Annotated in this window: 13 protein-coding genes and 4 pseudogenes; 15 read left to right on the top strand and 2 right to left on the bottom strand. The window is 36.2% G+C overall.

Going from position 1 to position 15384, the window contains the following annotated elements; genetic code table 11:
• The first annotated feature begins 617 nt into the window (after nucleotides 1-617).
• From CKY02_RS10435 to CKY02_RS10380, 12 genes and pseudogenes are all read left to right on the top strand, one after another.
• On the top strand, nucleotides 618-953 hold the full coding sequence (locus CKY02_RS10435; protein WP_112895250.1) for a hypothetical protein: 336 nt from the start codon (nucleotides 618-620) through the stop codon (nucleotides 951-953).
• Nucleotides 946-1701 carry a glycosyltransferase family 2 protein gene (locus tag CKY02_RS10430; RefSeq protein ID WP_112895249.1) on the top strand — a complete coding sequence of 252 codons (756 nt, stop codon included), beginning with the start codon at nucleotides 946-948 and terminating at the stop codon, nucleotides 1699-1701. The genes CKY02_RS10435 and CKY02_RS10430 overlap by 8 nt, the downstream gene beginning before the upstream one ends.
• Nucleotides 1702-1722: 21 nt before the next feature.
• Entirely contained in the window at nucleotides 1723-3474 is a 1752-nt protein-coding gene (locus tag CKY02_RS10425; protein WP_112895248.1) for a hypothetical protein, read from the top strand.
• Nucleotides 3475-3966: a hypothetical protein gene (locus CKY02_RS10420; protein ID WP_112895247.1), complete on the top strand. Its 492-nt coding sequence runs from the start codon at nucleotides 3475-3477 to the stop codon at nucleotides 3964-3966.
• A 14-nt stretch (nucleotides 3967-3980) separates the two neighbouring features.
• Entirely contained in the window at nucleotides 3981-5003 is a 1023-nt protein-coding gene (locus CKY02_RS10415; protein WP_112895246.1) for a WavE lipopolysaccharide synthesis family protein, read from the top strand.
• Nucleotides 5004-5011: 8 nt separating this feature from the next.
• The gene (locus tag CKY02_RS10410) at nucleotides 5012-5827 is read left to right on the top strand and encodes an ABC transporter permease (protein ID WP_112895245.1); all 816 of its coding nucleotides are present in this window, start codon (nucleotides 5012-5014) and stop codon (nucleotides 5825-5827) included.
• Complete coding sequence (locus tag CKY02_RS10405; protein WP_112895244.1) at nucleotides 5824-6555, top strand: ABC transporter ATP-binding protein; 732 nt, start codon at nucleotides 5824-5826, stop codon at nucleotides 6553-6555. The genes CKY02_RS10410 and CKY02_RS10405 overlap by 4 nt, the downstream gene beginning before the upstream one ends.
• A 43-nt stretch (nucleotides 6556-6598) precedes the next feature.
• On the top strand, nucleotides 6599-7237 hold the full coding sequence (locus CKY02_RS10400; protein WP_112895243.1) for a PI-PLC domain-containing protein: 639 nt from the start codon (nucleotides 6599-6601) through the stop codon (nucleotides 7235-7237).
• Nucleotides 7234-7881 carry an HAD family hydrolase gene (locus CKY02_RS10395; RefSeq protein WP_112895242.1) on the top strand — a complete coding sequence of 216 codons (648 nt, stop codon included), beginning with the start codon at nucleotides 7234-7236 and terminating at the stop codon, nucleotides 7879-7881. The genes CKY02_RS10400 and CKY02_RS10395 overlap by 4 nt, the downstream gene beginning before the upstream one ends.
• On the top strand, nucleotides 7874-8938 hold the full coding sequence (locus CKY02_RS10390) for a nuclear transport factor 2 family protein (RefSeq protein WP_112895241.1): 1065 nt from the start codon (nucleotides 7874-7876) through the stop codon (nucleotides 8936-8938). The genes CKY02_RS10395 and CKY02_RS10390 overlap by 8 nt, the downstream gene beginning before the upstream one ends.
• A 325-nt stretch (nucleotides 8939-9263) precedes the next feature.
• A pseudogene (locus CKY02_RS25675) lies at nucleotides 9264-9820 on the top strand (transposase); the annotation flags it as partial.
• A 117-nt stretch (nucleotides 9821-9937) separates the two neighbouring features.
• A pseudogene (locus CKY02_RS10380) lies at nucleotides 9938-10333 on the top strand (helix-turn-helix domain-containing protein); the annotation flags it as partial.
• A 258-nt stretch (nucleotides 10334-10591) separates the two neighbouring features.
• Here the strand turns inward: CKY02_RS10380 and CKY02_RS10375 are convergent.
• Nucleotides 10592-11596 carry an IS110-like element ISPlu13 family transposase gene (locus CKY02_RS10375; RefSeq protein ID WP_112895240.1) on the bottom strand — a complete coding sequence of 335 codons (1005 nt, stop codon included), beginning with the start codon at nucleotides 11594-11596 and terminating at the stop codon, nucleotides 10592-10594.
• A 73-nt stretch (nucleotides 11597-11669) separates the two neighbouring features.
• On the opposite strand from CKY02_RS10375, the pseudogene CKY02_RS10370 reads away from it, so the two are divergent.
• The 3 genes and pseudogenes from CKY02_RS10370 to galE form a co-directional block, all read left to right on the top strand.
• Nucleotides 11670-12299, top strand: a pseudogene (locus CKY02_RS10370) (IS630 family transposase); the annotation flags it as partial.
• A 64-nt stretch (nucleotides 12300-12363) separates the two neighbouring features.
• Nucleotides 12364-13476 (top strand): acyltransferase family protein, encoded by a 1113-nt coding sequence (locus CKY02_RS10365; protein WP_112895239.1) that lies wholly within the window; start codon nucleotides 12364-12366, stop codon nucleotides 13474-13476.
• A gap of 231 nt (nucleotides 13477-13707) precedes the next feature.
• Complete coding sequence (galE, locus tag CKY02_RS10360) at nucleotides 13708-14727, top strand: UDP-glucose 4-epimerase GalE (protein ID WP_112895238.1); 1020 nt, start codon at nucleotides 13708-13710, stop codon at nucleotides 14725-14727.
• A 90-nt stretch (nucleotides 14728-14817) separates the two neighbouring features.
• Here galE and CKY02_RS10355 read toward each other — a convergent pair.
• Nucleotides 14818-15384, bottom strand: a pseudogene (locus tag CKY02_RS10355) (IS630-like element ISPlu19 family transposase); the annotation flags it as partial.

The following is a 15384-nucleotide window of genomic DNA, read 5'->3' as shown; positions in this document are numbered from 1 at the left end:
TCCCCCATTACTTTTTGTTAAGACAGACAAAAGTATTGGAAAATCAGTGCAATAGATAAGATTTCCGAATATCACAGGCACTCTGGGAGCCAAAAACCTAGTGCGGTAGCTTTGATTTATATATAAATATGCCAGAGAGAAGGCATAAAGCGCCAAAAACTACCTTAATACAGCAGACTTAGCAACCACATTGCTAAAAATTATCTTTGATATTTATCTCTGCTTGTGAACCGATAGGTTTTTTACAATACTTAAAAGAACTTAATAAATATTTTTAGCCTATTAGCTTAGATGACATAACGTTATAAAACATAGCTAAGAAAAATATAGGCTTTCCTATCTATTTTACTCCACTACACAAACAACCAACATGGAAAAACATATATTCTGTAGATAAAAACAACTCCACAGAAGGGGGATAAAAACTTAAGAGAATTATATCAAGTCTTTATATACAAATATAATAACAAGGAGACAAAATCTAAATCTACGTTATCAAAAAAATTATAATAGATAATTGAGAAAGTAGAAATAACTTATTCAATTATAAAGGAGCCTTTGGCTTAATCTCATCTAATTGTACTAGGTGTTTAGTCCCAGATTAGGAATGAATTATTATGGAAATTTATAAACTCGACGATATGGTCAGAGGTTGGTTTGTAGGTGGATTTACCCCTTCTATTTACAATACGACTGACGTAGAAGTTGCCGTACAACATTTCAAAGCAGGTGATAAAGAAAAAAGACATTTGCATAAAATAGCAACAGAAATAACCGTAATAATAGTGGGTAAAGTAGTCATGATGGGTAAAGAGTATTCTGCTGGCAGTATCATTAAGATTAATCCCGGCGAAAGTACTGATTTCCACGCATTAGAAGATACCATTACAACCGTCGTAAAATTACCTGGCGCTTTAAATGATAAATATTTAGTGGATGAAAAAAATGCTTAATATTGTTATACCAATGGCAGGTCGAGGAAGTCGTTTCTCTTCAGCTGGTTACATAGACCCAAAGCCTCTTATTTTACTCGAAAATAAAAGAATGATCGAAGTTGTTGCCAACAATCTAAAACCATCATGTCCCCATCGTTTTATATTTATTTGTCAACAAGAACACCTTGATAAATATAATTATAAAAAAGAACTAGAGAGAATCTCCCCGGGTTCAATTGTAATAGGCATCGACGGCGTTACAGAAGGTGCCGCGTGTACTGTAATGTTTGCTGAGCAATATATAGATAACGATGAACCTTTAATGATAGCCAATTCTGACCAATGGGTTGATATTGATATCAATGATTATTTATCTAAAATGGATATTGAAAATTTAGATGGCCTAATTATGACCATGAAAGCAAATGATCCAAAATGGTCTTACGCACAACTAAACGAAAAAAATAATGTAGTAAAAGTTGTAGAAAAAATTGTCGTTTCAGATGAGGCGACCGTTGGGATTTATAATTACAAACGAGGTAAAGACTTTTGTTTACATGTTCGAAAAATGATTGAACGTGACGAAAGAAGTAATGGGGAATTCTATGTAGCACCAGTTTATACATACATGTATGAATATAATAATGCGAATATTGGCATATATAACGTTGGCAGTGAAGCTGACGGAATGTATGGACTAGGCACGCCAGCTGATTTAACTTTATTTAAAAGTTTACCTGTCTATAGTAAAGCAATATTATTCTAAATTTAAAATTAAGGTTTGAGAATGGAAGTAATTCAGTTAAAACATGATAAAAGCCTTAAATACAGAAATTTTAAAGGAGAAAGAAACCTCGATTTTTCCATCTTTAGAGAACCCGAAAAACTGCTTTTAGTTTCCATAGGTAAAGTAAATAATAATTCTAAAGATCATAAAGTAATTGAAATCAATGGCACAACAAGGTTCTTGTTTGAACCGCCCCATGATGTTTGCTTATATAACATTCAAACAAGGACACCATTCTATGCACATTTGATTTGGGATATAGCTCATCAGCTTAAAATAGGAAACTATTTATATGTTTTTGAAGATTTAGATGACTCCTGCATCCTTCAAAACAGCTACTTTAAGAATTCCTTTCAACTTATTGAAGAACAGCAAGAATATAAAATCTTCCGCAAAACTTCTCAATTAATCATAGAGAAAGATAAAGGCTTTGATTCTTGGACGATAGGTATCCCTGTAGGTCCAGAAGAGCCAACATTCCTTAATTACTGTGTTTCAAGAATTATAGAACTTGGTATTGATGATTTAGAGATTATTCTTTGTGGTAAACCTCATTCAGATTTTAAATATTTTAATGCAGTAAAAATAATCGGTGAAGATATTCCAGCGCCCCCGGTACATATAACGAAGAAAAAGAATGAGATTGCAAAACATGCGTCAAAAAATAATCTATGCATAATCCATGATCGTGTTTTATTACCATTGAATTTTCTCAGTGCAATGAAAACATTCGGAGATTTTTTTCCCTTCGTCGGCTTTCAGTCTTTTTACTTTGTTGATAAACTTAATTTAATTCCACGCAGATATTCCGATTTCAACACTATCAGTGATAAATTAGATAAATACTTCAAACTCCATTCCATGAACAAAAAAGACATTAAGACCATTGCTAACTCTTTGTCTTTTTATTATCAAAACCCATTACGCTCAAATCACGGCAAAGATTACCTTACAGGAAGTCTCTACATATGTAAAACAAGTCTATGGAATTACTGCCCTCAAAATGAAAAGTTATATTGGGATGATTTTGAGGATGTCGAACATGGTATTAGGGCTGCATCAGTGGGAATACCTGTTATCGTTAACCCTTATACAATAACTCAAAGCATGAATTCACGGTCCATAATACATTATTATGGATATATAAATCTAATTTCAAATAATGGCAAAATTAGGCTATCAAGAGCAATAACTGAAATTCTGCCTTTTATAAAAAGGAAACCATTATTTCGAATTTCAATAAAAGAAGCTAAACGCAGGCTTCATCGCTTTGCATCAAAATACGGAGCAGATGATGAAGTATTAAGGAGTATTGTCAGTGAATCCTTGAGTGGCTACTCTAGGTTGAGTTTAATCTCTAAGATTATACACTCTATCAATATACCTGTATGGTTAACCGAACAATTCGTAAAGGACTTTAGCGCCAATGTTCTATTTGAATCAATACCTCCAGAACACTATGAAAGGCTGAAGAGGCTTTTGACTTCAAATATTAACCCTCGCGACAAAAAATTAGCTTTAATACATTACCCATTCTTACAAAACCAAGTTTCCCATTCGCTATTCCACCATTCATTTGAGGAAAGCAAAGATAGCTGGGGGCTAAGAAAAACCAAGTCTATAAAATATTCTAATCTCATATCTGCTTCTTATCTGAAATATTTCTATCGCGGGGTCTATCTTCCTATGAGTGTTAAGGAAATAGCAAAGTTGATGGAGCAAACCACCATGTATATTAATGAGGATAATTAAGTGGATATTATACTTGAGGAAATAGATGAAAGCAGTTATTTCGAAGAATATGCATTTAAATCAACTTCAGATGCAAACAGGAAAGAAAGAAACCAACTTATTATAGGAAATAAGTGCAAGCCGAAAAATTATTTGATTAGTACAACATGGAATGAAGATCTTCTTAAGCAACCTATAATAGAAATTATTATCCATCAACAGAAGCATGATAACTTCCAGAAAAATAGCTCAATTCTGTTGAACCTTCTTATTTTTCTTCACAAAAAGGATTATTCTAACACCGTTAAAATTAAAATAATAACCAATCATTATGATTATTATATAAAAGAGTTCCATTCTTTAATATTTAGTGATACGAGTGTACATAACAAATACAAATTCTACTCATCAAAATTAATTATTTTTAATTTAATTAGAAAATACTTTGGATATAAATCAAGTCATTTAATGACTACGTTTTATAATCGAGCCAAACGATTACTAAGACATTGAAAATACTTACTGCCATGAAAGGAAAAATTGATATCGTAATGCAGGGAACTTTAACTGCTAATAATAAAATCGACAAACAATTAGTAAGTTATGTCCTTAAAGTGAGAAGATTATTTCCTCACTCTCGCCTAATTCTTTCAACCTGGGAAGTTGACGATTTCTTAAGGAACACTATAGAGAAGATTTCCAGATACTTCGATATAGATATATTATTTAATACTGATCCTGGTGCAATTACTACTTATTTCAATGGCATAAAATATAGTAGTAATATTAACCGCATGCTAGTTTCCACTTACCAAGGCATATTACATTCGGATAATGAATATATAGTCAAGCTAAGGACAGACTCTTATTTTTACAATACAAATATCATGGAGTTAATGGAAACATATATTATTAATAATATCGACAACCTTAAAAGAGACGAAAATTACACTATCTTTAAAGAACGCATGATAAACTGTAATCTTTTTGCACGTAATGCCAAAGGGTATTTACCTTACTTATTCCATCCTGGTGATATTTTACTTGCAGGACGACGAATAGATTTGGAAAAGCTCTTTTCTATCGAATTAGCTAACAAGGATATTTTCCAAACCCACACGAGGATGTATTTTTATACGATGATGCGTTTTGTTCCCGAACAATATATTTGGGTAAAATGTATTGAAAAGCAAAAGGGATATAGAATTTTCCCGGGTAATCAGTCACATAGCAATGAGTTAATTGAAGAATCAGAGAGGTTCTATGTTAATAATTTTTTTGTAGCTGACTCCAACACCTTAGGTTTTAAATGGCCTAAGCATACAACGCACTACCATAATAAAGGAACATATAGTATATATACAAATGAAGATTGGAAGAGGATGTATAATAAATACGTTCTAAAGATCCCCAATAAAATAAATCTTTATCATCTATACGAGCGGTTCGTTACTATTATGATGATTATTTACTTTATGATACGAACTAATCTTCTACGTATTCCTTTTATCAAGCAAATAGCTATCAAGCGTTTTTACAAAAGGGGATGATATTTTATATGAGTACTATAATATCAAAGAAAAATAGCAAAACTAGTTTGAAAGAAATATTTCAATCCAGATACCTTATACTACAACTAGCGAAACGTGATTTTTCCGTGCGGTACAAACAAACTAGCTTGGGATGGCTATGGGCAGTAATTAACCCACTAATAACTTTTTTGCTCTTTACTTTTGTTTTTGGTTTATTAGTAAAAGTCCCAACCCCAGAATATTCTGCACCTTATTCTGCGATTCTTTTAGTTGGTATTATATTTTGGAATTTTTTTGCTTCAAGCCTTACAGCTGTGAGTGACTCTCTTGTGAATAATATCGGGCTTATTAAAAAAACCTATTTTCCAAGAATCGTATTCGGGTTAGCAAGTGTTTTTGTTGCATTCGTGGACTTAATCATAGCTCTAGTTTTTTTTGTGCCTGTGCTTATGTATTTAAATATTAATATAAATGTCTGGAAAATCGCTCTTTTCGTGCCATTTTGTGTTATAACGACATTATTTTTTTCGTGGGGACTAGGAAGTTGGATAGCAATTTTAAAAGTGAAGTATAAGGACTTCCGACATATTATACCTCTTCTTATGCAAGTTTTATTCTTTGCATCTCCTATTGTTTATACGGCAAGCATCATTCCCGCTGAATATAAAGACATTTATGATATTAACCCAATGACTCATATTGTTTCAGTCGCACGTTATGCACTTTTAGATAGTATTATATTACCAAACCTATTAGTAACATTTATATCTTCTCTGGCAATCGCAATTTTGGGAAGCCTTTATTTCAGTTTTAATGAACGGAAGGTGGTAGATCTCGAATGATTAAATTTGACAATGTATTTAAAATATACAATAGTGGCAACCAAAATGCCGACTCGATACGCGATTTATTTTCATTCAATCGTAGAATTCATAAAAAATACACTCGCACCCAAGAATTCATTGCTGTCAATGACGTCAGTTTTCATATCGAGGCTGGAGACTCAGTGGGTATTATAGGGAAGAACGGAGCTGGCAAATCAACAATTTTAAAACTGATGACTCGCATTATATTACCTTCATCAGGTCAAATAACAATTAACGGTACGTTTTCAAGCCTTTTAGAAGTTGGTGCTGGATTCCATCAGGATCTATCTGGATATGAAAATATCTTCCTTTCAGGAGCTATTTTAGGAATGAATCGCTCAGAAGTCAAAAATAAGCTTGATGACATTATTTCATTTTCCGAAATATCAGATTTTATTAATTCCCCTGTAAAATATTATTCTTCCGGTATGTATCTACGCTTGGCATTCTCAATTGGTGTTCACCTTGATTCCGACATTCTTGTTATTGATGAAGCTATTTCTGTAGGCGATTCACAGTTTCAAAAAAAATGCTTAGACAAAATTAACGAAACAAAAAGAAAGGGTAAAACAATTGTATTTGTTAGTCATGACAGCCAGCAAGTATTGGACATTTGTAACAAAGCTATAGTTTTAGATCATGGGAAAAATCTATTTGATGGCAATGTTAATAAAGCTATTAAATATTACAATGATATCGTATAGAAAATTTTATAAAGCATAAGTGATTTAATTATTCGGAGTTTATATGGAAATAATTTCCCATCGTGGCTACTGGAAAACCCCAGATGAGAAAAATAAAACCGTAGCTTTCAAAAGATCCTTTTCTTTAGGGTTTGGCACTGAGACTGATATCAGAGATTTTGATGGTGAGTTAGTAATCAGTCATGATATTGCTAATCAAGAATGTATTTCATTTGACGATTTTCTGAATATTTATAAAATGGAAACTGGTAATAATCGTTGCACATTAGCTCTGAATATCAAAGCTGATGGATTGCAATATAAAGCCAAAGAAATTCTAGACAAATATAAGGTAGATAATTACTTTTTTTTTGATATGTCTGTGCCTGACATGCTTGGGTATTTTCATTTAGGACTCTCAACATTCGCAAGATATAGCGAATATGAGTCAATAAATTCTTTGTATGATCGTGCTGAAGGGATCTGGCTTGATGGTTTTAATCAAGATCTTGTTACGGTTGATCTGTTAAATAAATTTCTATCTTCAGACAAAAAAGTCTGCATAGTTTCTCCAGAATTACATCATCGCAATCATATTGAATCATGGAAGAAATATAAAACTTTTCCCTATAATATTATTAATGATCGCAATTTAATTCTTTGTACTGATCTGCCTGAAGATGCAACGGAGTTTTTCTTATGAACAAAAAAATTAAGGCTGTTATTTTCGATATGGATGGCGTACTAATCGATGCCAAGGATTGGCATTATGATGCCTTAAACAAAGCATTAGATCTCTTTGGTCTGGAAATAACAAGGCAAGAACATTTAACTACATATGATGGTTTACCTACAAGAGACAAATTAATAATGCTAAGTAAAGACAAGGGATTATCGACGTCTTTACACGGGTTTATTAATGAAATGAAACAGCAATATACAATGGATATCGTTCATAATCTCTGCAAGCCAATGTTTCATCATGAATTTGCATTAGCTTCGCTACATAAAGAAGGATATAAGCTTGCTGTTGCTTCTAACTCCATAAAAACTTCCATTGAAGTTATGATGGAAAAATCTCACTTATCAAATTATTTAGAATTCTTTATTTCTAACCAGGATGTTATAAAAGGTAAACCTGACCCGGAAATGTATAATCTCGCAATATCGAGATTAGGCTTAAAACCTCATGAATGTGTAATTGTTGAAGATAATGAAAATGGAATAAAAGCAGCAAAAGCTAGCGGTGCGAATGTGTTAGAAGTCGAAACTGTTTATGATGTAAATTACGAAAACATCAAAGGTTTCATTAATAGAATTGAAAAAGCAGGGTGGAAAAATGATTAATGTTATTATTCCTATGAGTGGGAAAAACCTATATGAGACCTCAAATGACTTCATCTATCCTAAACTTCTGACTGAAGTTTCAAACAGAACACTATTAGAATACTCACAAGAAATTTTTACATCCCTGCAAGAGAGGTACAAAATTATATACGTGGCTCCAGTTGAAAAATTGAATAAACTTAGTCTCAAAACTATAATCAACGTGATCTCAAATGGAGAAGGCAAAATCGTTCCACTGCAAGGTATGACAAAGGGAGCGGTATGCAGCAGCCTTATGGCAATCGACGAGTTAGACCTTGATTCTGAGCTGATTATCGCATCTGCTGACCACTATATAAGCGATAATCTCCAAGAGATTGTCAATGATTTTCGTGCTAGCGATTCAGATTCCGCTGTTTTAACTTTCGAATCTGTCCACCCTAAATGGTCTTTTGTAAAAATTAATGATGAAGGTAATGTAGTGCAAGCCGCAGAAAAAACCGCAATCAGTCGAAATGCGATTGCTGGTTTATATTATTTTAAAAAAGCAGATGATTTCATTTCAGCTGCCAAAAATCTCATTAGGAAAGGTGGTGCGATTGATGGTAACTTTTATCTTTCTTCTTGCCTTAATGAACTGGTTTTAATGGGTAAAAAAATAACATGTAGGCCATTAGCTGATTCCGTTTATCATAATTTTTATGATGCCCATGCAGTAAAATCCTTTGAAATGAGTCACCGTAAAGCAGCTGGTCCTATACGTAGCTTAACTGAAGCTTACATTAAAGCGTTCGATAAAAAATCATTACATGAAGTGATGGAACTGTTTGATAGCAATGCTTCTTTGATTGATCCTAGTAATCATTTAATCGGCAGCGATAGTATTCGAGAAATGTTGATACAACTTTTCTCTTCACATAAGAAACTCTCTTTTGTGGCAAAATCCATTCTCACAGAAGCTTCAAAATCAATAATCGAGTTTGAACTTACTTTGGATGAAAAAGTTTTCCGTGGTGTAGATATTATAGAATGGAATTCCAGAGGTAAAATTGTAACATTAGATGCTTACCTTTACTGATTCGTACTTATACTATTTAATTAAATAGCCTAGTTCCGATAATGAGGTAGTGATACGCCAATTACACCAATCACTACCCCTACATTAGCTGTCCTGATTAAGACATTTACTATTGGTTCACAATATACCTGACATACACAGTAAAGAGACCTCCGAGTTGGCAAACATCAATACTTTCACCTTTATCTTCGTTGTTCTCCACATAGTAAACAGTCCAGCAATAGCGCGATAGCAAATTGCTGGAATAACCAGTGTTACTCCCTCGACACCACCCGGTTCACTCAATCTTCACGATCATCCCTACCAATATGAAGTCAAAAGCAGATCGAGGGGGTTTAAGGATATTCTGATTACGAGTGTGGGTGATATGACGGGTTTCCCGGAGGCGATAAACAGCGCTCTATCCGCGAACAAAAGTACAGCTGTGCGTTATTCACCAGATACTCCCCAATTAAATATGTGGTCTCAAAACATTATAAAGCGTTTATCGCGGACCTGAAGCCCCGTTACCGGGTAGTGTCAAAAGATGCAGCAAAAACGGTGCTGGATGAACTGGAAGCCAAATGAGGAGAGCAGTATCCAGTGGTTATCCAATCCTGACGCAAAAAGTGGGGGAATTTGTCAGCGTATTTTCGTTATCCCACAGGCATCAGAAAAGGTGCTTTATACCACCAATCACAGAATTAATTGCGCCGCCAGTTCAGGAAGCTGACGAAAACCAAAGGAGCTTTCCCAAATGAAAACAGTTTGTTGAAGCTGCTTTATCTGGGGCTAATGAATACACAGGCAAAATGGACAATGCCCATTCAGAGTTGGAATTTAACATTGTCCCAGTTAGTCACTTATTTTAACGAGCGACTGAAGAACGTGATGACGCTGTAATATTTTTAACGTGACACAGAATTCTGAACACTCTCGACAAATCACTAAAAGAATATATATACCCGTAGTCATTGAAGATGCTTGATTTTATCTGAAATGGAGATCATTATCCTCGCTATGAAAATATTTATTACATCAGAACAAAAAATCAAACTTGAACGTCTTCACGACACCACTCGTGATGGTCAAGTACGAGACAGAATAAAAGCTATCCTTCTGGCTTCTGAAGGGTGGAGTTCTGTCATGATAGCCCAGGCATTGCGACTCCATCAGACCACCGTTGACCGCCATATCGGTGATTACCTCAATCAAGGTAAACTTCAATCTGATAATGGGGGGTCTGATAGTTTACTTTATCGAGAGCAAACTGACTTTTTAATCAACCACTTATCTCAAAATCTTTTCCATCACACACATGAAATTGTGGCCTATGTTACTCAGCTCTGGAATATGACCTTTAGCATTCCCGGCATGAATAAATGGCTACACCGTCAGGGTTTTCCTTATAAAAAATCTATGGTTCCCCTCGTTTTTGCAACACTCATTTTGATGAATTTTTGGCTTGCTTAAATCTATCCGGCGTCACTGTAGGCAAGGAGCCTGCGCCTCGATGAGTTCCGCGCCTGATGAACCTTAAAACCTTGTCGGCTTGAAAGAGCCATTTTTTATGTTAGGTTTCTCATCAGGCCGGTAGGCCGTTCATGTCATCAATAATCAGTCTTCGCAAAACCAGTGGGGTAACATTTAAATAGGTTCACAATGACGCCAGCTTTAGGCGACAAATACCGTGCGTTGTGTCGTAATGGCCCACGCTATCCGGGCGAGTTTATTAGCCAATGCACAGGCCACGATATTAGAGTGCTTTCGTTCAAGCTGCTGCTTAACCCAGTCAGCCAGTTTTCCCTGCCGGTGTTCAATCTGTTGCATGAATGACCGGGCGCAGAGTACCAACAGTTGCCGGAGCGTCTTATTACCCCGTTTACTGATACCCAATAAGGTCGTCCTTCCCCCGGTGCTGTACTGGCGGGGAACCAAACCCGTCGAGGCCGCAAAATCCCGGCTGCGAGAATATTGTTTTCCATCACCCAGTTGTGAGGAAAGCACACTCGCCGTGATGGGACCAATACCGGGGATCGTCATCAGCCGTTGTCCGGTATCATCCTGAATGATTTCCTGTGACAGTGCGGTCTCAATCTCGGTGATTTGCCCAACCAGATAGTGATAATGCGCCTGTAACCGTAGTAATATTTGCGCCAAATAAGATGGAAGAGGATGTTCGGCCAAAACAGTGGAGAGTCGTTTTATCACGGCAATCCCCTTGGGCATACTGATGCCAAACTCAAGCAGGAAAGCTTGCATCTGATTGGTGGTTTTGACTTTATCCCGGACCAGTGATTCCCGGACACGATGCAACGCTCGCATGGCTTGTTGGGCTTCCGTTCTGGGCTGAACAAAACGCATTGAAGGTCGTGAGGCGGCTTCACAGATGGCTTCCGCGTCAATAAAATCATTCTTGTTACTTTTGACAAAAGGACGGACAAACTGCGGTGAAATCAGCTTAGCCTCATGCCCCAAATCAGCGATCCGCCTTGCCATGAAATGCGCGCCAGCACAGGCTTCCATCACCACCGTTGCCGGAGAGCAATCGGCTAAGAATTCCATCAATTTAGTTCGGGTGAATTTTTTACGTAGCAGAGCTTTTCCCGATTGCTCCTGACAATGGACATGAAAAGAATGTTTGCCGAGATCGATGCCAATCAGTGCGATAGTGTTCATGATGGTAGCCTCTTATCAAAGATAATCACTCTGCTAATATACTGCCGTTAGAGTGAGGGGAACCATCTCATTACCTTGTGGTGTCCCTCATAAATTCGATGCAGAAAAACAGAGACAATTTATTGAATATTATGAAAATCTTAAAGTCACAGCGAAAGACGAACCCATCCTCTTTCTTGACGCGGTTCACCCGACTCAAGGCACTAAACTCGGTTATGGCTGGATGCGAAAAGGCGAGAAAAAAACAGTCAAAACAACAGGAAGCCGAACTCACCTGAATATATTGGGGGCACTCAACCTGAATGCTATTGGTCGTACGGTGTTCCAGGAATATCAAACCCTCAATGACGACGACATGTGCTGTTTTTTCAATGAAATAAGAAAGTCTTATCCTGACTATCATCAAAAAATTCATCTTATTGTGGATGGGGCGGGTTACAACAAAGCTCATCTCGTGAAGGAGTGGGCTTATGTTAGCAATATTGAATTACATTACCTTCCTCCATACAGCCCAAATTTAAATCCGATAGAGCGATTATGGAAGGTCATGAATGAACAGGTTCGAAATAACCGTTATTTCGCGGATAAACATGAATTTCGAGACAAAGTATTCAAATTTTTTACCACAACGCTACCTGATATAGCGGACTCGCTGATGTCTAGAATTAACGACCATTTTCAGGTGCTAAAAACTGCATCTTGAAGTTTCTTGGGTATATATCATTGCCACCCAATGAGTAATTAAATACATATATACAGGATTAATAATGCTCTTATCCATTCAATATCTTCGAGGCGCGGCAGCCATACTGGTGCTATTTGTTCACATGTCACCCATACTTGATGGAGTTTATACACAACAAAATATTGGCTATCTGCTTTTTGGCCAATTCTTTTTCGGCGTGGATCTTTTCTTTGTGATCAGCGGGTTCATCATCTGCCTTTCAACAGAAAAAAATGAACATCATGGATGGCTAAAATACATTATTCGCAGATTCTTTAGACTTTACCCATTAATGCTTATCTGCGTTGCTATCTGTTCGATTATTGCTATTAAAATGAATATAACTGATTACGGAGAACCAAATCTCCATAACGTTGTTAAATCGATATTACCACTTCACATCAACTACCTCTCATCCCCACCGTTCTTTGGTTACAATATACTGGCACCAGTATGGACTCTCAGCTATGAAGTGATGTTCTATATATACTTTCTAGTTGCAATTGTTATATCTCACAAATATCGAGTGGTAGCCGGAATAACTCTGATATTTACAACCATGCTCATGTTACAGTTGGTATTTTCAGGTTCGGTGTCCATGAATGCATACAGAACAATGAATTATCCAGAAGGGATTGAGAGACCGTTCATCGCTCTGTTATCGTCGCCAATGATGATTGACTTCATCTATGGTATGTTCGCTTACTTAATTCATAAACATGTAACTCTGCCTGTTTCAGGACTTATCAAAGTCTTGTTGTTATTTATATTCCTAGCATCAGTATGCGTACTTTGTTCTGGAGGGCTAATTCCATCAGGTAGTACTGCGCCACCATTTAAACTTCTACACGGACCCAATAATTGGGGAATAATTTCCTTCCTTATGGTAGCAACCTTTGTACTGTACGAAAAAACCTTTGGTATCGATAAGTGCGAATTCATGAATATGCTTGGAAATATTTCGTATTCAGTTTACCTAACTCAGTTTATCTTGTTTCGATTGCTTTTCGAGTTACATTTTTTCCGGAAAATTAGCGGATTCTCGAAATTTTTCTTTACTGGATTGATAATCATTTTTATATCGTACCTAACCCACTTATTAATAGAAAAGCCATTTATGGCAATATCACGAAGGTTGATTAGTAAGATGAAATAGAACTATTTTCACCTAATACTATAAGTTATAAAGAATTACTTATACCTATGAAAAAATCATTAGTACTAAAAGAATCTGTTGAATATTTAATACTAAATTCTGAAATTAAAGAAAAACATGAAAGTAAAAAAGAAAAAATTTACAAATGAAGATTTTTAACATAGAAAGTGTTATAAATAAGTACTTGGAAATTTACATTAAATAGTGCACTGCTAATCTTTTATCCTACTTATGTCAATTCTAATCACCGGCGGAGCCGGCTACATCGGTTCACACACAGTATTAGCGCTTCTGGAAAAAGGAGCTGATATTGTAGTTATCGATAACCTTTGCAATTCATCACCTGAATCTCTTCGTAGAGTTGAAAAATTTACTGGCAAATCAGTGAAGTTTTATCAAGGTGATATTCTTGATTTAGATTTACTGAATCAAATCTTCCAGGAAAACAAAATAGATACTGTAATTCATTTTGCCGGATTAAAAGCGGTTGGTGAATCTACCAGAAAACCACTTGAGTATTATCAGAACAATGTTACTGGCACCCTAGTTCTGTTGCAGGCTATGCGTGCCAACGGTGTACATCAACTGATTTTCAGTTCATCCGCAACGGTTTATGGTGATCCTGAATTTGTACCACTTACTGAAAATGCCAAAGTAGGCGGCACCACCAACCCTTATGGCACTTCTAAACTGATGGTTGAGCAAATTCTAAAAGATTTTGCCGCAGCCGAGTCAAATTTCAAAATTACTAGTCTAAGATATTTCAATCCTGTTGGTGCACACCCATCAGGTATGATTGGTGAAGACCCTAACGGTATTCCCAATAATCTGTTGCCTTATATCACTCAGGTCGCGATTGGTCGTCTGGAATGTTTATCAGTGTATGGCAACGATTATCCAACCAAAGACGGTACCGGTGTTCGTGATTATATTCACGTAATGGATTTGGCTGAAGGCCATATTGCCGCCATTGATTATCTGGATAAACAACAATCTTATGAAGTTTTCAATTTAGGAACAGGCGCTGGTTATTCTGTATTTGATTTACTTCATGCTTTTGAAAAGGCAGCAGGTAAAGAGATTCCACATAAAATCACAAATAGACGCCCTGGAGATATTGCTGAATGTTGGTCTGATCCGTCCAAAGCCCGTGAAATTCTTGGCTGGCAAGCAACACGCAATATTGACGACATGATGCGCGATAGCTGGAACTGGCAGAAGAATAACCCCAATGGTTTTCGCTCTAATTAAGGTGTATACCTACACTGTTTGATTCCTTAAAAGAAGTAAAATTCAGAATAAATCTGAATGACTACCTATTCGATATATACCCAAGAAACTTCAAGATGCAGTTTTTAGCACCTGAAAATGGTCGTTAATTCTAGACATCAGCGAGTCCGCTATATCCGGTAGCGTTGTGGTGAAAAATTTGAATACTTTGTCTCGAAATTCATGTTTATCAGCGAAATAACGGTTATTTCGAACATGTTCATTCATGACCTTCCATAATCGTTCTATCGGGTTTAAATTTGGGCTGTATGGAGGAAGGTAATGTAACTCAATATTGCTAACATAAGCCCACTCCTTCACAAGATGAGCTTTGTTGTAACCCGCCCCATCCACAATAAGATGAATTTTTTGATGATAGTCAGGATAAGACTTTCTTATTTCATTGAAAAAACAGCACATGTTGTAGTCATTGATGGTTTGATATTCCTGGAACACCGTACGACCAATAGCATTCAGGTTGAGTGCGCCCAATATATTCAGGCGAGTTCGGCTTCCTGTTGTTTTGACTGTTTTTTTCTCGCCTTTTCGCATCCAGCCATAACCGAGTTTAGTGCCTTGAGTCGGGTGAACCGCGTCAAGAAAGAGGATGGGTTCGTCTTTCGCTGTGACTTTAAGATT

Source organism: Photorhabdus bodei (assembly GCF_003287735.1).
Lineage (GTDB): Bacteria > Pseudomonadota > Gammaproteobacteria > Enterobacterales > Enterobacteriaceae > Photorhabdus > Photorhabdus kayaii.
The sequence above is the reverse complement of the archived record's forward strand: the minus strand, read 5'-3'. Positions and strand labels throughout refer to the sequence as shown.